The following is a 23,275-nucleotide window of genomic DNA, read 5'->3' as shown; positions in this document are numbered from 1 at the left end:
GCGGCTCCAGGCAGGTGACTTCGGGGCCGCATCCGCGCGGCACACACCCAGGAGGGCCGAATAGTCACATTTGTGACGATAGCTTCATACGGTGATCATTCCAGTACGACGATTCGCCGCGACCTGCGCCCTCAGCGCCCTGGGGGTCGCACTCGCCGCCTGTGGTGCCCCCGGCACCCCGCAAGCCGCCCGTCCAGGGCAACCCGCGTCCGCCAGTGCCGCGCCGTCGCGCCCCCCGACGCTCGCTCCCGGTCCCGCAGGACTGACCCCCGTCTTCACCAACGGTCCGCGGACGCCCGACAAGACCGTCGCACTGACCTTCGACGCGGACATGACCGCGGATGAGGGGCCCCGGGCGGCGGACGGGGAGCACTTCGACAATCCCCGACTGATCGCGACGCTGCGCGCGTTCAAGGTGCCGGCGACCGTGTTCATGACGGGACGGTGGGCCGACGAGTATCCGGAGGAGGCCAAGGACATCGGGCAGGATCCGCTGTTCGAGATCGCCAACCACTCGTACAGCCACTACGCCTTCACCGACAACTGCTACGGCCTGCCGACCGTGCCCGAGGACCGGATGCGGGCGGACGTGGAGCAGGCGTACACCGCCTTCAAGAAGGCGGGCGTGCGGAACGCGATGCCGTACTTCCGTTTCCCCGGTGGGTGCTACGACCAGAAGGCCCTGCGGACGCTGAGCTCCGTCGGTGTGACCGCCGTGCAGTGGGACGTGGTGAGCGGTGACGCGTTCGCGACGGACGCGGATGCCGTGGCGCGGCAGGTCCTCCAGGGCGTGAAGCCCGGATCCGTCGTCGTGATGCACTGCACGCGGAGTGCGGCGCCGACGACCGAGGAGGCCCTGCGGACGATCGTTCCCGAGCTGCGCAAGCAGGGGTACCGGTTCGTGAAGGTGTCCGAGCTGATCGGGACGGCAGCGCACCCTGACCACTGAACGGCCGGGCCGCCCCTACCCTGGAGCCATGAGCGACTACTGCGCCACCGGCACCGACGCGGATCCGGCCCCCGCGGCGGACGGACCCCCGTTCGCCGAGTGCGTGCTGTGCCGGAAGCCGACGGAGTACCCGGAGTCGTACAAGGGGATCACGCTGTGCCCCGTCTGCGAGTGGCAGGAGGCACAGCGCACCGCCTGCTCGGGCTGAGCTGACCGGCCGGAAGCGCATCGCCTGTGCGGATCGACCGGCGGCAGGCCCGGCGCACCGCCCGTTCAGGCCGACCTTCGCGAGGTGAACACGCAGGCCGCTGCGATCGCGGCGGCCGTGAGCAGTACGGCGGCGGCCAGGGGCAGCAACGGCGCGGGGACCGTGCCCGCCCGCGAGCCGGTGATCAGGTCGGTGAGCGCGGCGTGGGCCGGTGAGCCCGTCACCACCAGCGCGAGCAGCGCCGCGAGCAGCATCGCGGGAACCGCGCGGCCCGGCGAGCGCAGCAGTGGCCACGTGGTGAGCGCGCCGACGGCCGTGCCGAGCAGCGCGCAGACGAGCGCGGCGAGGAGCCCGGCACCGGCCGCCGCGAGCACCGGCACCCGCTTCTGATGGTCCGTGCTCGTCGGATCGCTGATCACCGTGACGACCAGCGTCGCCGCCACCCCGATGAGCACGGCCGCCCCCAGCGCCACGGCCAGACACGCCAGGTGCGCGCGCCCGGGGCCGACCGCCGCTCCCACACAACTGCGCGCGGCGGGCGGCTCGTTGGTCGCGCAGATCCGCACCAGCCAGGCGGCGACGGGCAGCACGGCCGCTGCCGAGTAGCCGAGCGAGTCGAGCACCGGCCGGCCGCTCTGCACACCGATCGCGAGGAACGCCGCGTACAGGATGAACGGCGGCAACCAGCGCTGGGAGCGCAGCAGGAGGGCGGTCTGGTAGCGGAGCAGGGCGATCATCGGCGGCTCTCGGTGTGGAGCGGGTCTACGGCGCTCTCGGCCGCGTCCTGCGGGTGTGCTCGGCTCACACGCACCACGTGCCACGGCGGCCGTGCGCCCAGCAGCGACCTGAGCAGCACGTCCGAGTGCGACTCGGGCACGGTGAAATGTGTCGTCCCCGGTGCGGTCCGCCGCACGGACGTCGACAGCCCGGCCGCTTCGGCGGGCGGCTCCGCGTCCGGCGGACCCTCGGCCTCGACCACGACGTGCGGTCCGCTCACGACCGAAGTGACGCTGTCCGTACGGCGGTTGAGTGACCCCGCGATCACCGTGTACGTCGCGTCGGGCACCCCCGACAGGCGCCTCGGGTCGTGGTCGACGAAGACCACAGCGGCGCCGGCGGCGGTGCGCTCTGCGACGGCTCGTTCCAGCTCGGCGCGGGCGGCGGCGTCGAGGCCGGTCCAGGCCTCGTCGAGCACGAGGAGCTCGGGCTCGGCAAGGAGGGCCTGGGCCACGGCGACCTTCTGGCTGCTGCCCTTGGACAGCTCCGACAGGGGCGTACGGGCGTACCCGGCGGCGCCGAGCCGCTCCAGCCATTCGTCGGCGGCGCGGGCGGCGGCGGTACGGGTCAGGCCGTGGACGGCACCGAGGTGGGTGAGGTAGCCGGACGCGGTGAAGGGGAGGGCGGCCGGGAAGCGCTCGGGGACGTAGGCCGTGCGCGGGCGCCCGGTGATCCGGCCCTCGGTCGGCGCGTCGATCCCCGCGAGGAGCCTCAACAGGGTGGACTTTCCCGTGCCGTTGGGGCCCTCGACGCGGATCAGAGTGCCGGGGGTCACATCCAGGTCCGCCCCGCGCAGCACCCAGGGTCCGTGGATGCCGTAACGACGGCCGACGCCCTCCAGCCGTAGCTCACGTTTCATGGCGCCCCTCCTCGCTCGTCCTCGCGACCGCCCGCGGAAGGACCGGTCTCCCGCCCTGGCAGACTGGAGGACGTGACCAGTGATCCATCCGTTCCCGGCGACAGCCCCTTCCGTTCCGAGCGCACCGCGCGCGACGAGGCACCGCAGTTCGTGCTGCCCCTGGTCGTGCGTATCGAGAAGGCCGCTCCCCCGGCGCGTACCGATGCGCTGGAGACCGCGGCCCGCGCCGTGCTCACCATCCTCGGCGACGAGCGTTCGCTCGGGGACGGGGAATGGGCGCAGGCGATGCGGGACTGGCAGGACGCGCGGATCCGCAAGGTCGTCCGCCGGGCGCGCGGCGCGGAGTGGCGGCGGGCCGAGGCGCTGCCCGGCATCACGGTGACGGGGAAGTCCGCCGAGGTGCGCGTCTTCCCGCCGATCCCGCTGGACGGCTGGCCCAAGGACCTGGCCAGGCTCCAGGTCTCCGGCACGGACCTCGACGACCCGGAGCCGCCGGTGGACGCCGACCCGACGGTGCCCGTGCTGTGGCTCAACCCCGAGCTCGACATGTCGGCCGGCAAGACGATGGCGCAGGTGGGCCACGGCGCCCAACTGGCCTGGTGGGAACTGTCCGACGAGGAGCGCGCGGCCTGGCGCGACGCGGGTTACGCGCTCGCCGTGCGCACCGCGGACCCGGCCCGCTGGCGCGAACTGACCGCCTCCGGGATCCCGTTGGTCCACGACGCGGGCTTCACGGAGATCGCGCCCGGGCTTACCGTCGCAGCCGAGGGATACGACCGGGTCGGCGCTCTGCCCCAGCATGTGCGAGGACCGGCCGCCTGGCGCTGAGGCGCTCGGGGTCGCAGGCCGCCATCTCACCGGGCAGGATTTCGGAGCCGCTCCCGGGCGGGTGCCTGCAGCGTGTCCAGCGGCACTTTCGGAGCCCGGCGACCGGCGCCGCTACCCGTTCAGCACGCCCCAGGCCGCCAGCGGAGCCAGCAGCAGGGTCAGGAGGCCGGAGAGGACCAGGCTGGTGTGGATGCCCGTCAGGGCGATCAGCGGGCCGCCGGCCAGCAGGCCGAGCGGGGCGGCGACCGTAGAGCCCGTCGTCCAGAGGGTGACCACCGGCTGCTGCTCGCCGGGGCCGAGACCCGACTGCAGGAAGCTGTACGCGACAGGGGTGAACGGGGCCCAGATCAGGCCGCCGAGACCGAAGACGACCATGGCCGCGGTCTGATTCCCGACGCCGGCCAGCGTGATCGGGCACAGCCCCCACAGCGCGATGACGGCGATGAGCAGCGGGCGCTGGGGCAGCCTGCGGAGCCGGTCGACCAGGCCGGCGCCCACGAGCGCCCCGACGCCCAGCGCGGTCCAGAGCAGCCCCAGGCCGGACGCACCCGTGTGCAACGTCTCCCGCACGTACAGCGGCAGGGCCACCTCGATCGGCATGTAGAGGAAGTTGAAGAAGAAGACGACCACGAGCAGGCGCCCGGCCACCGGCCGCCGCCGCAGGATCCGCCACCCCGACTCACGCTTCGGCCCGGCCTCGCCCTCCGCGCGGACGGCCGGAGCCCGCGGCACGCACCGCAGCACCGACGCCAGCAGGATCAGCGCCCCGCACGCGTCGGCGAACAGCGTCCAGCCGGCGCCCGCCCACGTCACCAGGAGCCCTCCGGCCACCGGCCCGAAGACGAGCAGCGCGAAGTTGCTGCCCAGTCCCAGCAGCCCGTTGACGGCGAACCGGTCCGCGTCATCCACCATCGAGGTGGCCAGGAGCCGGCGGCTGCTGGAGCCCGCCATCCTGCAGATGCTGCCCAGCAGCAGCCCGCCGACCAGCAAGGGCAGCGTGAGCCGGCCCGCCATCGCCAGCACGCCCAGACCGGTGAACGCGACGGCGCGCAGCGCACAGTCCGCGAGCAGCAGTCGCCGCGGCGGCGCGGAGAACCGCCCCAGGCTGATGACCAGGGCGAGCACCGTGGAGAGCAGGAACGGCGCCGCCTCGACCATCCCGATCGCGAGCGCCGCGTCCACGGTCCCGTGAACGGCCAGCGTCTGCACGGGCATCGCGACGATCAGCATGCCCGTGCCGGCGTTCGCCAGCAGATCGCCCAGCAGCAGGCCGGCCATCCGCCGGTTGCGCGACAGGACGTCGCGGTAAGAGCGGTTCGCCGCGGCGGGCCCGGTGGTGTCGGCTGCGGTGGACACGGGGACTCCTTCGATGGCTGTCGGGGGTCTCAGTGGGGCAGAGGCGGAGGGACGGAGCCGAAGGGGCCCGGTCCCGGACAGCGGGTTCGTGCCCGCTGTCCGGGACCGGCACCCCTCATCCCCATGCGCCGGCGATCTGGCGGGTCGTGGCGTTGAGCCGGTTGAACAGGTTGGTGACGCCGATCATCAGGACGATCGCGGCCAGTTGCTTCTCGTCGAAGTAGGTGGCGGCGGTGTCCCAGACCTCGTCGCTCACCGCGTCGGGGCGGTCGGCCAGCCGCGTCGCGGCCTCGGCCAGCTCGAGGGCGGCCCGCTCCTCATCGGTGAAGTACGGGGCCTCCCGCCAGGCGGCGACCGTGGCCAGGCGTTCGTCGCTCACTCCGGCCTTGCGGGCCGTCTTGGCGCCGGCGTCGACGCAGGCGCTGCAGCCGTTGATCTGGCTGACCCGCAGATGCACCAGCTCCAGCGTCTGCTCGTCCACCCCGCCGGAGTGCACGGCCTTGAAGATCTGCTGGATGGGCTGCATCGCGTCGGACAGGACGACGGCGGGGTTCTGCATACGGGACTGCATCTCGGTTTTCTCCTCTTCCGGGTCGGTGCCCCGTTCCCTCGGGGCGTGACTCCATCACAGCCGGACGGGCTTGCCACGACGAGGGCGATGGGACACCGTGGGACAGCTGAAACGGCCTTGAACAGCCACGACTTGACTCGGCACACTTCTGCCGGAGCGGGACGGGAAGACGGGGGAACGGTGGAGGGGCAACAAAGGACGGCGAAGGCCGACCCGCAGGACGAGCTGGCCGAACGGCTGCGCCTGCTCCAGGAGCTGTCCGGGCGCGGCGTACGGGCCCTCGCACGCGACACCGGCCTCAGCTCCTCGTCGCTGTCGCGCTACCTCACCGGGCAGACCCTGCCCCCCTGGCCCGCGGTGATCGCCCTGTGCCGCCTCGTCAAGCGCGACCCCCGCCCCCTGCGTCCCCTGTGGGAACGGGCCTCGAACCCCCTCCCTGCGCCCCCGAAGACCAGCCGCCAGGTCCAGCCCCCGTCACCGCCGGCCGGCGCCCCGCGCCCACCCCGCAACGATCTGCCGCGCGACGTGCCCGACTTCACCGGACGCGACGCCCAGCTCACCGCCCTGCTCGCCACGGTGGACAGCAGCCGGGTGGTCGCCGTCGACGGCATGGCGGGCGTCGGCAAGACCTGTCTGGCGGTACACGCCGCACACCGGCTCGCCGCCGACTACCCGGACGCCCAGCTCTACTTGGATCTCCACGGTTTCACCGAGGGGCGCGAGCCGCTCGGTCCCGACCCCGCGCTGCGGGCGCTGCTCGCCGCGCTCGACGTCCCCTCCGAGAAGGTCCCGCAGGAGGGAGGAGTCGAGCAGCTGGCCGCCTGCTGGCGGTCGGAACTGGCCGCCCGGCGGGCCGTCGTGGTCCTCGACAACGCCGCCGACGCCGACCAGGTCCGCCCGCTGCTGCCCGGCGCCGGACCCTCCGTCGCCCTGATCACCAGCCGCAACCGGCTGCTGGGCCTGGACGAGGTGCCCCCGGTCTCGCTCGACGTGCTGCCCCCGCAGGAGAGCGCACAGCTGCTGGCCCGCGCCAGCGGCGACCCCAGCGGCCCCGACGGCAGGCTGGCCCGCGAACCGGAGGCTGCCGCCGAGGTGCTGCGGCTGTGCGGCCATCTGCCGCTGGCCGTGCGGCTGGCCGCGGCCCGGCTGCGGCACCGGCCCGGCTGGACCGTGGGCATCCTCGTCGAACGAATGACGGAGGGCGCGAGCGAGTTCGACACCGCGTTCGCCATGTCCGTACGGCAGTTGGACCGGGGTCGGCGCCGGCTGTTCCGGTTGCTGGGTCTGCTGCCCGGGTCGTCCTTCGACGAGTACGTGGCGGCGGCGCTGGCGGACGTGTCGCTGCGCAGCGCCCGGGCGATGCTGGAGGACCTGCTCGACGCGCACCTGGTGCAGCAGCCGGCGGCCGGCCGCTACCGGCTGCACGACCTGGTGCACCAGCACGCGCGCCGGGCCACCACGGAGCAGGACTCACCGGCGGAGCGGGACCAGGCGCTGGGCCGGGTGCTCGACTACTACGTGCACGCGGCGGCCGCCGCCGACGCGGCGATGCCGTTCCTGTCCCTCAGCCGGGCGGCCTCCGTGGGCCCGCCCCCGGCCGAACTGCCACGGTTCACCGACAAGAACGCGGCCCTCGCCTGGTTCGGCACGGAGTACACCAACCTGCTGGCCGCCTTCGAGGCGGCGGACGCCGCCGGGGCCGACACGCACCTGTGCGAACTGCCGCGTTTCATGCGGTCCTACTTCGCGCGGCGCTGCGGCACCACGATGCTCAACGCCCTTTTCGAGCGGTCGCTGACCGCCGCGCAGCGGCTCGGCGATCCGTTGCAACTGGCCGAGGCACACAGCGACCTGGGATTCGCACGGTACAACGCGGGCCGGATGGCGGAGGCCGCCGCCGCGTACGAGGAGGCGGCGCCGCTGCTGTCCCACGCGGGTGACTCCCGGTCGGAGGCGGAACTGACCATGCGCCGCGGCTACCTCAGGTGGGACGAGGGGTATGTCGAGGAGCCGCTCGAACTCTTCCGGCTGGCGGGGAAGCTGTACGCGGACGCGGACTGTCCGATGGGCACGGCCCATGCGACCGCGTACGAGGCCTGGGCGATGCTGCAGCTGGGACACCGCGAGGAGGCGGCGCGACTGGCCCGGGAGGCGCTGGAGATCCCGCACGCCGACCCCGCCGGGCCGCCCACACTGACGGCCCGGATCACTCTCGGCGTGGCCATCGCGCACGAGGACCCGGACGAGGCCGCGGAACATCTCCATCAGGCGCTGGCGCTGGCCCGCGAGGACGGGCACAAGCACAACGAGGCCTGGTGCCTCAACTGCCTGGGCGTCGCGCTGCGGCAGATGGGCCGGTACGAGGAGGCGCTGGCCGGCCATCGGGAGGCGTTCGCGCTCCTTGACGAGCTGTTCGAGGAACACTGGAAGATCCATTTCCTCAACAGCTACGGCGAGACCTGCCGGCTGGCCGGCCTGCCCGATCAGGCCCTGCGGCTGCACCGGGAGGCACTGGAACTGGCCCCGGAACTGGGGCACCGGTACGAGGAGGCACTGGCCCACGAAGGCATCGCGGCCCTGCTCGACGAGACGGCTCCGGCCGCGGCCGCCGAGCACCGCGCGGCGGCCGCGGCCATCCTGCAGGATCTCGAACCGGGGGCCTGACATGGGGATACGGGGCGGGTGCCGCCACCGGCAGAGCGGCACCTCGCGGTGGCTAGTCCTGATCCTTTGCGATCGAGGGCCGGTTGTTCACTTGCTCTGCAGCTTCCCCAGGGCGTTGGGGTCTTCCTCGAGTGCGATGGCCGCCGCCCTCCAGCTGGTGTCCTCCGGGTGGAGGGCGCTGCGCAGGAAGGCCGAGGTGAGCTGCTGGATCAGAGCGACGCGCGCGGGACTCTCGTCCGTCGTCTCGGCGACCTCGTATCCGGGGATGCCCCCGAGTGAGTGCTCCGCCCCGAACAGCGTGAGCAGGCTCTTGCTTCCCGGGCTGCGGGTGTAGGGGTCGGTGAACCAGTCCGGTCCGCGCGTGGACAGGTGGGACTGGTCGTTGTCCCCGGCGACGATGAGGGCCGGTGTGGTCATGGTGTCGAAGGACGGCTTCATGAAGGGGAAGTTCTCGGCGGCGAACGGGGTCAGGTCGTCCCCCAGGCCGGTCAGGGCGAGCAGCACACCCGCCTTGACGCGGGGGTCGGACATGTCCTCCCCGGGAACGCCGTCGGAGCCGAGGACTCGTGCGCCCAGCAGCGCACTCGCCGTCTGGGCGCCCCAGGAGTGGCCGGCCACGGCGACGCGGTCGCGGTCGAGGCGCCCGCCGAGGCCCGGTACGGAGGCTTCCAGAACGTCGAATCCGTCCAGCACGCGCGTGAGGTCCTCGATACGGAAGCGCCAGATCCGCGGCGTCCGGGGGTCTTCGGCGGGAATGCCGAGGGTCCGGGAGTCGAGATGGGTCGGCTGGATGACCACGAGGCCGTGCGCGGCCCAGTAGTCCGCCAGCGGGGCGTAGCCGTTCATCGACCAGCCGTAGCCGTGCGAGAAGACGATGACGGGTAGATCGCTGCCGGTCGCGGGGGCGGACACCCGGACCTGGAGGTCCTCACCGCGGCCCGGGGCGGACAGGACGACCGGCTTGGTGGATATCACCGTGGTGGGCGTACCCGCGATCTTCTGCGCGTTCGCGGTCTTCGAGTCGGACATGGAAGTGCCTTCCGTTCAGTGCCTTCGCACTCTTGGTTCGGTGGGCCCGGCGATCGGTGGCGCCGCAGGCCGGGCGGGGTGGGAAGCGAGCAGCGGTTCTCATGCGCAGCCACATCGACGCCGGGTATCGGCGGTCGCGTGCTCTTCCGTCCGGGTGGAGCGTGATGGCGACAGCGGCCTGGTGGACGACCCTCTGGTCTGCCATCATGGTGAAACGGAACGTCGCTCCGCAAACAATACGGAGCGCTGTTCCGCTTTGCAAGACCGGTCACGAAAGGAGTGTCGCGATGAACGACAGCGGCCAGGACGCGGGAAGCTCAGCCGGATCCAGACGCAAGGACGCCCGCCGCAACCAGCAGACCCTGCTGGACGCGGCCGCCGCGGTCTTCGTCACGTCGGGCGTGGAAGCGCCGGTGCGTGACATCGCGGCCAAGGCCGGCGTCGGGATGGGCACGATCTACCGCCACTTCCCCACCCGGGCGGACCTCGTCATCGCCGTCTACCGCCACCAGGTCGACGCCTGCGCCGAGGCCGGCCCGGCCCTGCTGACGACCAGCCCGACACCCCACGCCGCCCTGGGACGATGGGTCGACCTCTTCGTCGACTTCCTGGTCACCAAGCACGGGCTCGCGGCCGCGCTGCAGAGCGACAGCGCCGGCTTCGAGACGCTGCACGCCTACTTCCTGGACCGCCTGCTGCCGGTGTGCACCCAGCTCCTCGACGCTGCCGCGGCGTCCGGCGAGATCCGCTCCGACCTCGATGCCTACCAACTCATGCGCGGCATCGGAAACCTCTGCATCGGCGCCGAAAGCGACTCCCGCTACGACGCACGCCGACTGGTCGCACTCCTCATCGCAGGACTACGCCACCCGTGAGGATCGTGGCGTCCGTGAACGGCACGATCCTCCATACGACTTGGTGCGTGATGGACACGATCTCCCCATGTGAGGACTGACCCGAGGACATCACCTTCCGTCAGGACAGCAGGTACTCGTCTACGGATGAGGGGGAAGCCTGCGCGGCCGGACATCCGGCGTTCGAGCCGACCACGCTCCATCCGACGCCGGCCCGCCGACGTTCCACGGCCGACGCTTCCGCGGCTGTCACTCGGCCCCTACGCGGGCGGGGTGAAGTGGCCGATCAGGAGCCAGTCGGGTGTGGTCACCGCGTCCCAGCCCTCGGTCTCGGCCCATTCCCGCGCGGCCGTGACGATCAGCCGCTCGCGCTCCGCTCGTTCGGGCTCTCGGCGCGGCTGGATCGACATGACCGCAATTCTAGCATCGCTAGCATTTATGTCGGCGCTACGCTAACTTCGCTCTTGTCCCTAGCACTGCTAGCAAGGAGATCCGACATGCTCACGCCCACGGCCTACGGCCTTGCCATCGTGCTCGACCTCCTCGTCCTGTTCATCGGTGCACGGTTCCTGCTGCAGCCGCAACCGGCCGCCACCGCGTACGGCGTTCCCGCCAAGCCGCAGGGCGACGCCGCCTACCTGGCGATCAAGGGCCTGCGCGACGCCACCTTCGGCGTCATGGGCCTGGCACTGCTCGCCTTCGCCGGCGCGACCGCCGAGGCATGGTTCATGCTGCTCGTGGCGCTGACACCGCTCGGCGACACGTTGATAGTGCTGCGCCACGGCGGCACGAAGGCGGTCGCGTTCGGAATTCACTTCGCCACAGCGGTCGTTGTCCTCATCAGCGCTGCCCTGCTCTTCGCGGTCTGAAAGTCATCATCCGAACCATCGCCTGCATCAGGGAGTCATGAGATGTCGTTGATCGTGCCGGACTTCGACAAGTCCGTGATCGTCCGCTCCGCGGAGGCCGAAGTGATCGGCCGGGCCCCCACCGCCATCCAACTGCTGGCCGACAGCAGCTCGACCGGTGGCGCGCTGTCAACGCTGCGCGCCACCCTCACCGACGGCGCCGACGGCGCCAAGCCGCACCACCACGCCGGCTCCGCCGAGCTGTTCTACATGCTCGACGGCACCGCCCAACTGCTCTCCGGCGAGGAGATCGTGACCGCCGAGCGCGGCGACCTCGTCGTCGTACCGCCCGGTGTTCCGCACGCGTTCTCCGCCGCGCCGGGGCACGACGCCGACATCCTCATCGTCATCACGCCCGGTGTCGAACGCTTCGAGTACTTCCGGCACCTGGAGCGCATCGCCTTCGGCAAGGTGCCGCCGGAGAGCCTGTTGGAGGTCCAGGAGCTGTACGACACGTACTTCCGGCAGAGTCCGGCATGGGACGGACGACGCTGAGTCGCGGGGCACTTAGGGGGTTTCTGATGGATCTCCGTGGAAGAAGGAGCGGCGTTCGGTGCGTGCTCTCGGCGTGCCGGGCGGAAGTCCTCGATGGGGGTCCCCCCGCGCGAGCGAAGCCGAGCGTGGGGGAGGAGCTACTAGGGCTTTTGTCCGGTGCGGCGAGAGTGCGTGCCGGGCGTCGCGACGCCGCGGAGATCCATCAGAAGCCCCCTAGGGCACCGAACGGCATGGCCGACCGGGCACCCGATGGCGCGCCCCGCGCCGGTTAGGCTCTTGCCACACAGAGGGATCTGGGGAGGTCACGATGGCCGGCACCCGGCTGGACGGCAGGGTCGAACGCGGCAACCGTACACGGCAGTTGGTGCTGAGCCGCACCGTCGACATCGCCTCCGTCGAGGGACTGGAGGCGCTGTCCGTCGGACGTCTGGCCACCGAGCTCCGGCTCAGCAAGAGCGGAGTCTTCGCGCTCTTCGGCTCCAAGCAGGAGCTCCAACTGGCCACCGTGCGGGAGGCGGCGCGCATCTACGTCGAGCAGGTGATCCGGCCGGCGGCCGAGACCCCGGCCGGGGTCGGCCGCGTCCGGCGGCTGTGCGAACTCTGGCTGGACTACTCCCAGGGCAGGGTCTTCCCGGGCGGCTGTTTCTTCTACGAGGTCATCGCCGAGTTCGACGCCAGGTCGGGGCCCGTGCACGACGCGGTGGTCCGCGCCCAGCGGGAGTGGACGGACCACGTGGAGCGGACGATTGCCGAGGCCCGTGACCTCGGTGACCTCCACCCCGACATCGACGCCCCTCAACTCGCCTTCGAACTCATCGCGTTGATGGAAACGGCCAACGCCGTCTCCGTCCTGCGCGACGAGACGGTCGCCTACCACAGGGCCCGTGTCGCGATCACCTCGCGACTGCGGGCGGCGGCGACTGATCCGTCCCGGATCCCCTAAGTCTCCTAAGTCGCAGGGAAGTTGGATTCCATGGCGAGACACCAAACTAGTAGCACGACCGTTCGCATAGTTTTATGCTCGGCTCCTCACCGAGGAGGCCGGATGACAACGACTGGACCGGACATCGTCGAGCTCGACCGGATCGCCGTACACGAGTCGCTCAGGGTCGTGGGGCTGGCGCGGGAGACGGACTGGGAGCGGGACACACCCTGCGCCGGGTGGACACTGCGGCGACTGGTCGCACACATGGCCGCACAGCACCACGGGTTCGCGGCGGCCGCGCGCGGGGCGGGGCACGAGGAGGCGTACTGGCGGGAGCCGGAGGACATGAGCGACCCGGCTCGGACCTACCGGGGAGCCGCGACGACGGTGCTCGCCGCGTTCGCCGAACCGGGTGTCGGGGAGCGGGAGTTCGTACTGTCTGGGCTCGGGGGCGGGTTTCCGGGGCGGGTGGCCGTCGGGTTCCACTTCATCGACTACGTGGTGCACGCCTGGGACGTGGCCGCCACGCTGGGCGTCGGGCTCGACCTGCCCGGCCATGTCCTCGAAGCGGGGCTGGCCGTTGCCCGCCGCGTACCGACGGATCCCGCGGGCCGCGGCGCGAGCTTCGCGTTCGCGTCGGCCCTCCAGGTGACGGCCGGGGCGGATTCCCTGGAAGAAGCGCTGCGACTCCTGGGACGCGACCCGGAGAAGTGGCCGCTGTCGAACTGACGGCACCGCGCGAGTCGGCGTCGAACCGCCGGTTCGGGAGCCCGGCGGCGGTCGATCCCGGGCTCGGGCGACTGATCGCCGACGGGGTTGAACACCACAGCCTTCCCGTACGTACCTGCTGGCACTGGCCAAGCACAGGTTCCCAACGACCAGTTGGTTCACCCGGGAGGCACATTTGCGGCGTATCAACGGTACGGCCCTCGTCATCGCGGCACTCGTCGCCACCGTCGGCGCACTCGCGTTCCCGGTGTGGTCGTACGCCGATCGTTCGGGCACGGGCGCGGCGAATCTCGCGGCCGGGACGGTGAACACACGCTGGGGGCCGCTGACCGCCGCCGACCGCGACCTGATCGTACGCGTGCGACTGGCCGGCCTCTGGGAGTTGCCGGCCGGCCAGCAGGCGATCGAGCGGGCTCCCACCCAAGCGATCAAGGAGGCGGGCGATCACCTGATCGTCGGGCACACCGACCTCGACAAGCGGGTGCGGATCGTGGCGGCCCAGCTCAACGTCGAGCTGCCCAACCAGCCGAACGAGCAGCAGCAGGGCTGGCTGAAGGAGCTGACGGCGGCGTCCGGCAAGGAGTACGAGTACAAGTTCGCGAACCTGTTGCGGTCCGCGCACGGCAAGATCTTTCCGGCGATCGGCGCGGTCCGCAACAGCACCCGCAACACGCTGGTGCGCCAGCTGGCCTCGGACACCAGCCTGACGGTGCTCGACCACATCACGATGCTGGAGAAGACCGGAGCGGTCGACTTCGACGCCATCGCCGCGGCCGCGGCCGCCACGTCGACCGCCAGCCCGACCGGTCCCCCGGCGCCGACCGTCGGCGCGTCGACGGCCTCCGCGCCGCCCGTCCAGCCGGGAGCCGGTGTCAACGTCTCGTCGAACCCGTCGGCGCTGCCGCAGCCCGACGCCAACATCAACACCAGCCGACCGCAGCCCACGGACTCGGACAAGGTGCTCCAGTAGCCCGCGCGGAACCTCAAATGTTGCTCTGAAGGTCCGTTCGGATGGGTTCGGCCCCGGGTCCCGGGGCCATGACTCCGTCACGCCGGAACAGGTCCGTCGTAAGGAGACGACACGCAGGGTCTGGTCGAGGTTGTTGACGGAGTTGACGGAGGAGGGGACATGAAGCAGCTGACGCAACTGGGGACGGGAATCGGGTGGCGGCCGGAGATCGCCGAGGCCGTGGAGCGCATGCCCGGCATCGACTGGGTCGAGGCCGTGGCCGAGAACCTGTGCCCCGGGCATCTCCCCGAGTCGCTGCTGCGGCTGCGCGAGCGCGGGGTCACGGTCGTGCCGCACGGGGTCTCGCTCGGCCTCGGCGGCGCGGACCGGCCCGACGAGTCCCGCCTCACCGCGCTCGCCGAGCGGGCCGAGGCGCTCGGCTCACCGCTCGTCACGGAGCACATCGCCTTCGTACGGGCCGGCGGGCCGCTCACCGCCTCGCCGCTGCTGGAGGCCGGGCATCTGCTGCCGGTCCCCCGCACCCGGGACGCCCTGGACGTGCTGTGCGAGAACATCCGTATCGCGCAGGACGCCCTGCCCGTTCCGCTCGCGGTGGAGAACATCGCCGCGCTGATCTCGTGGCCCGGCGAGGAGATGACGGAGGGCCAGTTCCTCTACGACCTGGTCGACCGCACCGGCGTACGCCTTCTCATCGATGTCGCCAACCTCCACACCAACCACGTCAACCGAGGCGAGGACCCCGCCAAGGCCCTCGACGAACTCCCGGTCGAAGCCATCGCCTACGTCCACGTCGCCGGCGGCTTCGAACGCGACGGCGTCTGGCACGACAGTCACGCCCACCCCGTGCCCCGGCAGGTCCTGGACATTCTGGCGGACCTCGCCTCCCGGGTGAGCCCGCCGGGGGTCCTCCTCGAACGGGACGAGAACTTTCCGGAGCCCGGGGAGCTCGAAAGGGAACTGGGGGCGATTCGGGGGACCCTGGAGAAGGCCACGAGTGCCGCTCCCGTGAACCCCTCGGACCTCTCAGTCGCCTTGGGCGCCTCGGACGCCTCGGACGCCTCGGACGCAGCAGGTTCTCCCTCCGGAGCAGCCGGAGCGGCCGGAGCGCAGGACTCCGCCCCCGCCCGGCAGCGGCTCGCGCTGGCACAGGCCGCGCTGCTGTCCGCGCTCGTCGCGGGCACCCCCGTGCCCGAGGGGTTCGACCGGGTACGGCTCGGGGTGCAGGCGCGGGCGCTCGCCGCCAAGCGGGCGGACGTGGTCGCGAAGGTGGCCGCGGAGCTGCCGGAGATCCTGGCGGAGGGGTACCGGCCGGCGTTTCTCGCGTATGCGCAAGGGCATCCGATGACCGGGGGTTACCGGCGCGACGCCCTCGACTTCGCCGAACAGCTGCTCCTCGCGGGACGCCCCGAGGACGCGGAGACGCGGCGCCGGCTGCGCGACTGGTGGCTGGCGCGCTCGGGCCCGGCCCCGCTGTCGCAGCGCCCCACGGCCCGGCTGGCCCGCGCCACCCGCCGGGTGCTGCTGCGCCGCTGAGTACGCGTGCGGCGGCCCCGCACCGCCGGGGAGTGTGCCGGGGTTAACACGGCCCCCTGTGCGACGGATGTGCGTGCCCGGTTTCCACGGCTTTGAGGTGGTCTGGCGTGCGCCTGAAGTACCGCATCCGGCGCGTTTCACCCCCCGGCCAATCCCTTCTCCACGTACGGCAGTTGGCGTAGCGCCCGCAGTAATATGCCAACTCGCACCCGAAGCGCACTAGCGTGCGGTGCCGCAAGCAGGAGGCACCATGCGATCCATCAACCGCACCGGATTGGTCAGTGGCACCGGGCTCGTCATCACGGGCCTCACGGCGACCCTGGTCGCGCTGGTCTTTCCGGTCTGGTCGTACGCGGACCGCTCCGGCACCGGCCTGGACACCTTGAACGCACAGACCGTGTCGACCCAGTTCGGTCCGCTGTCTGCCCTGGACCGGGAATTCATCACCAAGGTCCGGCTGGCCGGACTGTGGGAGCTGCCCGCGGGCCAGCAGGCCCAGGAGCGCGGCACCACCCAGGCCGTGCGCACGGCGGGCGAGCACCTCATCGAGGGCCACACGTTCCTGGACGCCCGAGTCCGCAATGTCGCCGCGCGGCTCGGCCTGGAGCTGCCCAACCAGCCCAACCCGCAGCAGCAGCAATGGCTGGCCACGCTGAGCGCGGCGCACGGCACGGACTACGACCAGAAGTTCGCGAACATCCTGCGCAAGGCTCACGGCAAGGTCTTCTCCGTGGTCGCCCAGGTCCGCGCGAACACCCGCAACTCGCTCGTACGCGACCTCGCCGACGACGCGAACACCACCGTGCTCGACCACATCAAGGTCCTCGAGGCCACCGGATACGTCGACTTCGACGCCCTCGCCCAGGACGCGGCCACCGCGAGTCCGCCGCCGCTCACCAACTCCCCGGCCCCGCCCGGCCCTACGCAGTCCCCGGGCTCGCCGATCCCGGTGACCCCGTCGTCGGGCTACCCCCTGCCGCCGGCCGCCTCGCGCGCCAAGCCCTCCTCAACTCCTTAGGGGGTTTCTGATGGATCTCCGCGGCGTCGCCGGAGATCCATCAGAAACCCCCTAGCCCCGCAGGGCTCCACGGGCGCCGCGCAGAACCAAGCGGAGAAGCCGCACTCCGAGTGGGAGCGCGAGCACGGCGGAACGTCACATACCGGCAACGCTCCGTCCACATGGTGAATAACCCATGGCGCCCGCCCGGCCCTTGGCATAGAAAAACGCCATGTTCTGGGTCCTTCTCCTGCTCCTGGCCTGGGCCGCGGCCGGCACCTCCTGCACCCGGCTGTGCCTGGCGGCCGTACGCGCGGCGGCAGTCGACGCGAACGCGGCCCGCGGGCACGACCTCACGCTGTACGAGGCGGCGTTCCTCTCCGGCGGCCCCGCCCGGGTCGCCGATCTGACCCTGGTGTCGATGGCCCGCCAGCGCCGGCTGCTGCTCGCGCACACCGGCTGGGCGACCGTCGTGGACCCACGCGGGCGCGACGACATGGAGCGCTCGGTCATAGGAGCCATCGGCCCGGAGGGTCAGTCCCGGATCGCACCCGTACGCACGACCGCGGCCGCCGCGGACTCGGTTCGCCGCCTCGCCGACCACCTGGTCGCGGCGGGCCTCGCCGTCCCCGACGGCGCCCGCACCACCATCGCCGGTGCCGTCCGCCAGGTCCAGGCCGCCGCGGCGGCCGTCCTCGCGCTGGGGGCCGTGGCCCTGCTGCTGCCCGCCCAGACCACCGGGAACGAGGTCCCGGTCGCGGTCTGGTTCGCGCTCCCGCTGGTCCTCACACTGAGCTGCCTCGCCATCGCCCGCATCGAGGTGCATCCCTACACCCGCTGGGCCTCCCCGGCCGGACAGCGGCTGCTCGGCACCCTCGCCCGGCGCGCCGACGACGCCGACGACGACCGTACGTATCTCACCTCCGTCGCCGTCCGCGGTGTCCGCGCGATCGGCGAGCCGGACCTGCGCGCGGCGTTCACGCACCGCGACCGCAGCCCCGAGCGAAGGGGCTGGTGAAGGATCCCGGCAAGGGGCTGAGGGGCGGCTCGCAAAAAGGGGCTCCGGGCGCCCCAGGGGGGCGCATCGGGGTCATAGGGGCCGACACCGGCGGCCCGGTGCTTTACTTCGCCAATCACCGAACGAAACATCCCTTTTGTCGCTGCCGCGCGTTGAAGGGATTCGCGATGAGAGCCGCCGTCCTCCACGGAACCGCAGGGTCCATGCTCCTGACCGCCCTCGTCGCCGCTCCGGCGACCGGCCAACCGGCCTGGCAGGATCCGGCAGGCTCGGCCGAGATGCGCGGCACCGCCGTCGCCGCCGACCGCGCCGCGGCCACGGGCATCCACTTCGGAAAGTGCGCCAAGGAGCAGGACGCCCCGGGCAGCCTCCAGTGCGGCACGGTCACGGTGCCCCTCGACTACGCCCACCCCGACGGGAAGCGGATCAAGCTGACCGTCAGCCGCGTCAAGGCCAGCGGCAAGGACGCGAAGAACTCGAAGCGGAAGGTGCCGCGACAGGGCTCCCTCGTCTACAACCCCGGCGGCCCGGGCGCCTCCAGCATGGACTTCCCGCTGGCGGGGTTCCTGCCCGCGTGGCAGCGCATCGCGGCGGCGTACGACCTCGTCGGCTACGCACCGCGCGGGGTCGACCGCTCCGCGCCGCTGTCCTGCCAGGACCCGAAGCGCTTTGTGAAGGCACCCTCGCAGGCGCCGACGTTCCCCTCGGAGTCGTACAAGCAGGAGCGCATCGCCGAGGCGAAGGCGTACGCGCGCGGGTGCGCCGAGCGCTCGGGCAGCGCCCTGCGCCACTACACCTCGCTCAACAACGCTCGCGACCTGGAGGTACTGCGCGCCGCGCTCGGCGAGCCGAAGCTGACCTTCATGGGCGCCTCGTACGGGACGTACTTCGGTGCCCTCTACGCGACGCTCTTCCCCTCGCACGTACGCCGGATGGTCTTCGACTCGGCGGTGAATCCCGACCCCGACCTGATCTGGTACCGGAACAACCTCGACCAGTCGGTCGCGTTCGAGCGCCGCTGGACCGACTTCCGCACCTGGGTCGCCAAACACGACGACGTGTACGGGCTCGGTGGCACACCCGAAGAAGTACGGCACAGCTACGAGAAGGTGCGTGCGCAGCTCGCCGCCTCGCCCGCGGGCGGCAAGGTGGGGCCCGCGCAGTTGCAGGGCGCGTTCCTGGAGGCCGGGTACTTCGACGACTACTGGCCGCAGCGCGCCACGGCGCTCTCCGCCTATCTGAAGGGCGACCCGAAGCCGCTGATCGAGCAGGCCGGTCCGTCTCCGGACGCGGCGGCCGAGCAGGAGAACGGCAACGCGGTCTACACGGCGGTCGAGTGCAACGACGCCTCCTGGCCGGCCGACTGGCGCACCTGGGACCGCGACAACACGCGCCTCGCACGCATGGCGCCGTTCGAGACCTGGGACAACGTGTGGACGAACCTGCCGTGCGCGTACTGGCCGGTGCCGCGGCAGAAGCCCCTCGACGTACGGACGCGGCCCGGGGCGCTGCCGCCGACCCTGATCCTCGCGGCCGAACGGGACGCGGCGACCCCGTACGAAGGGGCCCGGGAGCTGCAGCGGCGGCTGTCCGGCTCGGTCCTGGTGACCGAGAAGGAGTCCGGGACGCACGGGATCGGGGGCGGGCCCAACCAGTGCGTCAACGGTTACCTGGACGCGTATCTGCTGGAGGGTCGGCTCCCGGCGCGGCGCACGGGGTGCGCGCCGCACGCGGAGCCGAAGGCGGTCGCGCCGGGCGATCGTTCGACGAGCGAAGAGACCTCAGGGAACGCGGCGAGCGCGAAGGACTCGCAGGACTCGCAGGACTCGATGGGCTCTCAGCACACCGCGGACTCGAAGACCACCCGGCAGGCGCCCTGACCTAGGCGAGGCCCGCGACCAGTTCGGCGATGTCCTTGCGGCGGCCCGTGTAGAACGGGACCTCCTCGCGGACGTGCATCCGGGCCTCGGAGGCACGGAGGTGACGCATGAGGTCGACGATGCGGGACAGCTCGTCGGCCTCGAAGGCGAGGATCCACTCGTAGTCGCCCAGCGAGAACGAGGCGACCGTGTTGGCCCGCACGTCCGGGTAGCCGCGGGCCATCTTGCCGTGGTCGGCGAGCATACGGCGGCGGTCCTCGTCGGGCAGCAGGTACCAGTCGTAGGAGCGCACGAAGGGGTAGACGCTCACATAGTTGCGCGGCGTCTCGTCGGCGAGGAACGCCGGGATGTGCGAGCGGTTGAACTCGGCGGGGCGGTGCAGCGCCATGTTCGACCAGACCGGCTCCAGGGCACGGCCCAGCTTGGTGCGGCGGAAGAGGTTGAACGCCTCCTGGAGCTGGTCGCTCGTCTCGGCGTGCCACCAGATCATCAGGTCGGCGTCGGCGCGCAGCCCCGACAGGTCGTACGTGCCGCGGACGGTGACGTCCTTCGCGGCGAGCTGGGCGAAGAGCTCCTGGACCTCGTCGGCGTAGCCGGAGCGGTCCTCGGGGAGCACGTCGCGCAATTTGAAGACGGACCACAGGGTGTAGCGGATGACCTCATTGAGGTCCTTGGCCTTCTTGCCGGCGTTCGGGATCTTGGCGGGGGCGTCGTCACTCATGGGTCCATTCTCCCGCGCCGCCGTGCGGACTCTGCACCGGGTTCGCGATCGGGCCGTCCGGTCCGCCGAGGTCGCCCTCCTTCTTTGGCTCGTTCGCCTCCGGGGCGCTCCAGCTTCTTTGGCTTGTTCGCCTCCGGGGCGCTCCAGTTCTTTGGCTCGTGCGCCTCCGGGGCGCTCCAGTTCTTTGGCTCGTGCGCCCCCAGGGGCGCTTCAGCCCGTGTCCGGAGCTCGACCGCGCTCAGCCCTTCGGGCCCCCGCGCGCTCGGTCTTTCGACACCGGCGCGCCCCTGCGGCTCACTCCCGGCCGAGCTGGTCCACGGCCGCGTACGCGCTCGCGATGCACGCGGGGATGCCGACCCCGTCGTACGCCGCGCCGCACACGGCTAGGCCGGGGAGCTTGCCGACGTGCTCGCGGATGCGGGCCACTCGGGCATGGTGCCCGACCGGGTACTGCGGCAGCCCGTCGTCCCACCGTGTCACCCGGTTCGCGAGGGGCTGGGCGTCCAGGCCGGTCGCTTCCCGCAGGTCGTGCCGGGACACCTGGACGAGGTCGGCGTCCTCCCGTCCGAGCACCTCCGTCTCTCCGTACCGCCCGACGGAGGTGCGCAGCACGAGCAGATCGGGGTTCGCCTCGGCGATCCAGCCCCACTTCTGGGAGGCGAAGGTGGACGCCTTGATGGTGTGCCCGTCGACGGGCGGCACCAGGAAACCGCTCCCTTCGGGCAGGGCGACGTCGGCACGGCGATAGGCGAGGGTGACGAGCGCCATGGAGGCGTACTCCACGGCGGCCAGCTCGGCCGCGGCTGCGGGCGCCTCGGCACGCAGGAGCGCGGCGGCGGCCGAGGCGGGCAGGGCCACGACGACGCCATCGGCGTACAGGACTCGGCTTCCACCGCTCCCAAGGCTTCCGCTCCCAAGGCTTCCGGGGCGTCCCGGGCTTCCTGCGACAACACGCCACGCCGCGTGCGGCCGCTCCTCCGCGGAGTCCGCCGCGAGCGGCGAGCCGTCACCGCCCGGACCCGCCGCCCCGGTCCTGCGGAGCTCGGTCACCGGCATCCCGGTCAGGATCTCGCCCCCGCGAGCCCTCACCGACTCCGCGACCGCGAGCGGCAGTTGCCCGACGCCGCCGTCGATGCCCATGAAGACCGGGCCCGTCTGCTGTGTGGCGGCGGCCTTGGTCTGGATCTCGCGGACCGCCTCCGTCAGGGAGGTGTGGGTGTGGGCGGCGGCGAAGAGCTGGGGGACGGCCAGACGCATGGAGATGCGGTAGGCGTCGCCGGCGTAGACACCGCCCAGGAGGGGCTCGACCAGGCGGTCGACGACCTCGCGGCCGAGGCGGGCCGCCACGTACTCCCCCACCGCCACGTCGTCGCCCACCTCGGTGCGGGGCAGGTCGGCGTCGCGCTCGATGCGGCGCAGGCCATCCTCGGAGAGGACGCCGGCGAGGGCGGACGCGGCGCCCGGGACGCCCATGACGTGGCCCTTGGGCATCGGGCGCAGCGCGCCGCGGGTCCAGAGGGAGGCCGTCGCGGTCGCGGGGGGCTGGAGGCGGTCGGCGAGGCCCACCTCGCGGGCCAGGGCCACCGCCTCGGGGCGGCGCGCGAGCATCGACTCGGCGCCCAGGTCGACGCGCGCGCCGGCGATCTCGCCGGGCAGCAGCTTGCCGCCGACGCGGTCCGACGCCTCCAGGACGGTCACGCGCGCCCCGCGGTCCAGCAATCGGTGGGCGGCGGCCAGTCCCGCGATCCCGCCCCCGATGACCACGACGTGTCCCGTACCCGTACGAGTCTCCTGTGCGCGCATGCCTCCACCTTCTCAGACCTCACTGACACGCCCGCCATGAGTCCCGGTGTCCTGTGCGAGTCCCGACTGTGACCGCATCGGGACCGGATCCGGCCAACGTCCCGGCCCACTCGGGCGTCGAAGGAGCGTCAGTCGGCACGGCACAGTTGTCACGACCCTCGGGGGTAGCCCATATGCGCACTCGAAGCTCCGCACGCTCCGGACGTTCCCTACGCCCTGTCCATGCTCTGGCGGGGATGCTCCTCGCCGCCGTCCTCGCGCTGGCGGGCTGCAGCGGCGCCAACGACACCTCGTCCAGCGACGCCGGCGGAGCCGCCGACAAGGCCGCCGCCCCGGGCGCGGCGGAGAAGGCGGACTCGGGCGCCGCGGGCAGCGGCGCGGCGAACGACTCCAAGGCCACCGCCCCGCCCAAGGTGACCGCGAGCCACATCATCCGCACCGCCTCCCTGACCGTGCAGGTCAAGGACGTACCCAAGGCCCTGGACGAGGCCCGCACCACGGCCGAGAACGCCGGCGGCTACGTGGGCAACGAGACCACCACCCGCGACGAGAAGGGCCACGAGCGCACCCGTCTCGTGCTGCGCGTGCCCACCGAGCGGTACGACCAGGTGCTGGCCGATCTGGAGGGCGCGGGCAAGGTCGTCGAGCGGACGGCCAAGGCACAGGACGTCACCGACCAGGTCGTGGACGTGGAGAGCCGGATCAAGTCGCAGCGCGCCAGTGTGGCCCGGGTCCGCGAACTGATGGACCAGGCGACCAAGCTGAGCGATGTGGTCACCCTGGAAGGGGAGTTGAGCAGCCGTGAGTCCGATCTGGAGGCGCTGCTCGCGCAGCAGGCGTCCCTGAAGGACCGCACCGGGCTGGCCACGATCACGCTCTCGCTGTCCGAGACCCCGGTGAAGAAGGCCGAGAAGAAGGACGAGGACCCGGGCTTCGTGGACGCGCTCAGCGGCGGCTGGCATGTGCTGGTCACGATGCTGCGCTGGCTCGCGCTCGCGATCGGCGCGGTGCTCCCGTTCGCGGCGGGCCTGGCGCTGATCGTCCTGGTGTGGATGCGTCTCGTGCGGCCCCGGCTGCCGCGCCGCCCGGCCCCGGCTCCGGCTCCGGCCGCCGCGGCGTCGCTGCCGGTGGCCCCGCCCGTGCGCGGCGGCGGAGAGGGCGGCGAGGAGGAGTGAAATTCGGGGCCCGCGTAGCGTGTTCC

22 protein-coding genes and 1 pseudogene are annotated in these 23,275 nt (G+C 72.0%); 15 read left to right on the top strand and 8 right to left on the bottom strand.

Going from position 1 to position 23,275, the window contains the following annotated elements:
* Positions 1–91 precede the first annotated feature (91 nt).
* Complete coding sequence (locus IEY95_RS25210; RefSeq protein WP_189188385.1) at positions 92–949, top strand: polysaccharide deacetylase family protein; 858 nt, start codon at positions 92–94, stop codon at positions 947–949.
* A gap of 28 nt (positions 950–977) precedes the next feature.
* Positions 978–1,157, top strand: coding sequence for a hypothetical protein (locus tag IEY95_RS25205; protein WP_189188384.1), 180 nt, complete (start codon positions 978–980; stop codon positions 1,155–1,157).
* Between the two features lie 65 nt (positions 1,158–1,222).
* Here IEY95_RS25205 and IEY95_RS49210 read toward each other — a convergent pair whose 3' ends face one another.
* Positions 1,223–1,894 (bottom strand): ABC transporter, encoded by a 672-nt coding sequence (locus IEY95_RS49210; RefSeq protein WP_229703321.1) that lies wholly within the window; start codon positions 1,892–1,894, stop codon positions 1,223–1,225.
* On the bottom strand, positions 1,891–2,793 hold the full coding sequence (locus IEY95_RS49205; RefSeq protein ID WP_229703319.1) for an ABC transporter ATP-binding protein: 903 nt from the start codon (positions 2,791–2,793) through the stop codon (positions 1,891–1,893). The genes IEY95_RS49210 and IEY95_RS49205 overlap by 4 nt, the downstream gene beginning before the upstream one ends.
* Positions 2,794–2,865: 72 nt before the next feature.
* On the opposite strand from IEY95_RS49205, the gene IEY95_RS25195 reads away from it, so the two are divergent.
* Positions 2,866–3,621, top strand: a complete 756-nt coding sequence (locus IEY95_RS25195) for a peptidyl-tRNA hydrolase (protein WP_189188383.1) — start codon at positions 2,866–2,868, stop codon at positions 3,619–3,621.
* Between the two features lie 111 nt (positions 3,622–3,732).
* Here the strand turns inward: IEY95_RS25195 and IEY95_RS25190 are convergent, their stop codons facing one another.
* Positions 3,733–4,977 (bottom strand): MFS transporter, encoded by a 1,245-nt coding sequence (locus tag IEY95_RS25190; RefSeq protein ID WP_229703317.1) that lies wholly within the window; start codon positions 4,975–4,977, stop codon positions 3,733–3,735.
* Between the two features lie 115 nt (positions 4,978–5,092).
* On the bottom strand, positions 5,093–5,548 hold the full coding sequence (locus IEY95_RS25185; protein ID WP_189188382.1) for a carboxymuconolactone decarboxylase family protein: 456 nt from the start codon (positions 5,546–5,548) through the stop codon (positions 5,093–5,095).
* Between the two features lie 180 nt (positions 5,549–5,728).
* Here IEY95_RS25185 and IEY95_RS25180 point away from each other — a divergent pair, with 180 nt between their 5' ends.
* Positions 5,729–8,212 carry a tetratricopeptide repeat protein gene (locus IEY95_RS25180; protein WP_229703315.1) on the top strand — a complete coding sequence of 828 codons (2,484 nt, stop codon included), beginning with the start codon at positions 5,729–5,731 and terminating at the stop codon, positions 8,210–8,212.
* A gap of 87 nt (positions 8,213–8,299) precedes the next feature.
* On the opposite strand, the gene IEY95_RS25175 is transcribed toward IEY95_RS25180, so the two are convergent.
* A complete protein-coding gene (locus tag IEY95_RS25175; protein ID WP_189188380.1) occupies positions 8,300–9,241 on the bottom strand; it encodes an alpha/beta hydrolase family protein in 942 nt (313 codons plus the stop codon).
* 287 nt (positions 9,242–9,528) lie between these two features.
* Here IEY95_RS25175 and IEY95_RS25170 point away from each other — a divergent pair, with 287 nt between their 5' ends.
* Positions 9,529–10,116 (top strand): TetR/AcrR family transcriptional regulator, encoded by a 588-nt coding sequence (locus tag IEY95_RS25170; RefSeq protein WP_189188379.1) that lies wholly within the window; start codon positions 9,529–9,531, stop codon positions 10,114–10,116.
* A 281-nt stretch (positions 10,117–10,397) separates the two neighbouring features.
* Here the strand turns inward: IEY95_RS25170 and IEY95_RS25165 are convergent.
* A pseudogene (locus tag IEY95_RS25165) lies at positions 10,398–10,505 on the bottom strand (TetR family transcriptional regulator); the annotation flags it as partial.
* 87 nt (positions 10,506–10,592) lie between these two features.
* Between IEY95_RS25165 and IEY95_RS25160 the strand changes: the two are divergent.
* The 9 genes from IEY95_RS25160 to IEY95_RS25120 all read left to right on the top strand — a co-directional run bounded on the left by IEY95_RS25160 (position 10,593) and on the right by IEY95_RS25120 (position 19,550).
* Positions 10,593–10,964: a DUF4267 domain-containing protein gene (locus tag IEY95_RS25160; protein WP_189188378.1), complete on the top strand. Its 372-nt coding sequence runs from the start codon at positions 10,593–10,595 to the stop codon at positions 10,962–10,964.
* 42 nt (positions 10,965–11,006) lie between these two features.
* The gene (locus IEY95_RS25155; RefSeq protein WP_189188377.1) at positions 11,007–11,498 is read left to right on the top strand and encodes a cupin domain-containing protein; all 492 of its coding nucleotides are present in this window, start codon (positions 11,007–11,009) and stop codon (positions 11,496–11,498) included.
* 307 nt (positions 11,499–11,805) lie between these two features.
* Positions 11,806–12,441 carry a TetR/AcrR family transcriptional regulator gene (locus tag IEY95_RS25150; RefSeq protein WP_189188376.1) on the top strand — a complete coding sequence of 212 codons (636 nt, stop codon included), beginning with the start codon at positions 11,806–11,808 and terminating at the stop codon, positions 12,439–12,441.
* A 102-nt stretch (positions 12,442–12,543) separates the two neighbouring features.
* Positions 12,544–13,152 carry a TIGR03086 family metal-binding protein gene (locus IEY95_RS25145; protein ID WP_189188375.1) on the top strand — a complete coding sequence of 203 codons (609 nt, stop codon included), beginning with the start codon at positions 12,544–12,546 and terminating at the stop codon, positions 13,150–13,152.
* A gap of 175 nt (positions 13,153–13,327) precedes the next feature.
* Positions 13,328–14,122 carry a DUF4142 domain-containing protein gene (locus IEY95_RS25140; RefSeq protein ID WP_189188374.1) on the top strand — a complete coding sequence of 265 codons (795 nt, stop codon included), beginning with the start codon at positions 13,328–13,330 and terminating at the stop codon, positions 14,120–14,122.
* A gap of 159 nt (positions 14,123–14,281) precedes the next feature.
* Positions 14,282–15,655: an MbnB/TglH/ChrH family RiPP precursor modification enzyme gene (locus IEY95_RS25135; RefSeq protein WP_189188373.1), complete on the top strand. Its 1,374-nt coding sequence runs from the start codon at positions 14,282–14,284 to the stop codon at positions 15,653–15,655.
* A 250-nt stretch (positions 15,656–15,905) separates the two neighbouring features.
* Positions 15,906–16,673, top strand: a complete 768-nt coding sequence (locus IEY95_RS25130; RefSeq protein ID WP_189188372.1) for a DUF4142 domain-containing protein — start codon at positions 15,906–15,908, stop codon at positions 16,671–16,673.
* A gap of 211 nt (positions 16,674–16,884) precedes the next feature.
* On the top strand, positions 16,885–17,670 hold the full coding sequence (locus tag IEY95_RS25125; protein ID WP_189188371.1) for a TIGR04222 domain-containing membrane protein: 786 nt from the start codon (positions 16,885–16,887) through the stop codon (positions 17,668–17,670).
* A gap of 167 nt (positions 17,671–17,837) precedes the next feature.
* Complete coding sequence (locus IEY95_RS25120) at positions 17,838–19,550, top strand: alpha/beta hydrolase (protein ID WP_189188370.1); 1,713 nt, start codon at positions 17,838–17,840, stop codon at positions 19,548–19,550.
* Between the two features lies 1 nt (position 19,551).
* Here the strand turns inward: IEY95_RS25120 and hemQ are convergent, their stop codons facing one another.
* Positions 19,552–20,271, bottom strand: coding sequence for a hydrogen peroxide-dependent heme synthase (gene hemQ, locus IEY95_RS25115; protein ID WP_189188369.1), 720 nt, complete (start codon positions 20,269–20,271; stop codon positions 19,552–19,554).
* 294 nt (positions 20,272–20,565) lie between these two features.
* Positions 20,566–22,074, bottom strand: coding sequence for a protoporphyrinogen oxidase (gene hemG / locus IEY95_RS25110; protein ID WP_189188368.1), 1,509 nt, complete (start codon positions 22,072–22,074; stop codon positions 20,566–20,568).
* A gap of 173 nt (positions 22,075–22,247) precedes the next feature.
* On the opposite strand from hemG, the gene IEY95_RS25105 reads away from it, so the two are divergent.
* Entirely contained in the window at positions 22,248–23,249 is a 1,002-nt protein-coding gene (locus IEY95_RS25105; RefSeq protein ID WP_189188367.1) for a DUF4349 domain-containing protein, read from the top strand.
* Positions 23,250–23,275 lie beyond the last annotated feature (26 nt).

It is taken from the genome of Streptomyces albiflavescens (assembly GCF_014645835.1).
In the GTDB taxonomy this organism is placed as follows: Bacteria; Actinomycetota; Actinomycetes; order Streptomycetales; family Streptomycetaceae; genus Streptomyces; species Streptomyces albiflavescens.
This window is presented reverse-complemented; position numbering and strand designations above follow the sequence as displayed.